General features: G+C 33.5%; 1 protein-coding gene. It reads left to right on the forward strand.

Going from position 1 to position 618, the window contains the following annotated elements; all coding sequences use genetic code 11:
• The coding region (locus ACPC58_RS11685) for a Cna B-type domain-containing protein (RefSeq protein ID WP_434066036.1) at positions 1-366 on the forward strand (366 nt) is incomplete at its 5' end.
• Positions 367-618 lie beyond the last annotated feature (252 nt).

Here is a 618-nt window from a genome sequence, read left to right on the forward strand (position 1 = left end):
AAGGTTGATTCAAAGACAGTGACCGCAAAAGATGGTTGGAAGTATGAATTTAATGACTTAGATAAGTTCAAGGCTGGTCAAGAAATTAAGTACAGTATTTCTGAAGATAAGGTCTCAGGTTATAAAACAACGGTTAGTGGTTATGATTTGACTAATATTCTAAATGAATCGTCAATACCCGTTAAGAATCAATCAATCAATCAAGGAACACCAAAAAATCATAAGCATCAAGGATCACTGGAAAGTATACTTCCTGCAACTGGTGTATTAAGTTCGAAGAACTTTGTGATTTCTGGATTAGTGTTAATGTTATTTGCATTAAGTAGTCTTGGGTATGTGTTTATTAAGAGACGTCATAATGACTGATAAATTTTATGTCGATGTGATAGATGAATACATTATCTAAAAAATAAAAATAGTCTGTGAATCAGTATGCAACATCAGATTCACAGACTATTTTTTTAAGGGCTCTTTGTCAACTGTAGTGGGTAGATGAAAAGCTAACATCTAGAGAGGACGAACTTCATTCTCTCTTTCTTTATCTGTAACTGCCCAATAACAAGGTATCTATCCAATCACTCCTTCCTCCAGTATACTGTTATAAAAAACAAACTGGAG

It is taken from the genome of Streptococcus sp. VTCC 12905 (assembly GCF_049893385.1).
Taxonomy (GTDB): Bacteria; Bacillota; Bacilli; order Lactobacillales; family Streptococcaceae; genus Streptococcus; species Streptococcus suis_AA.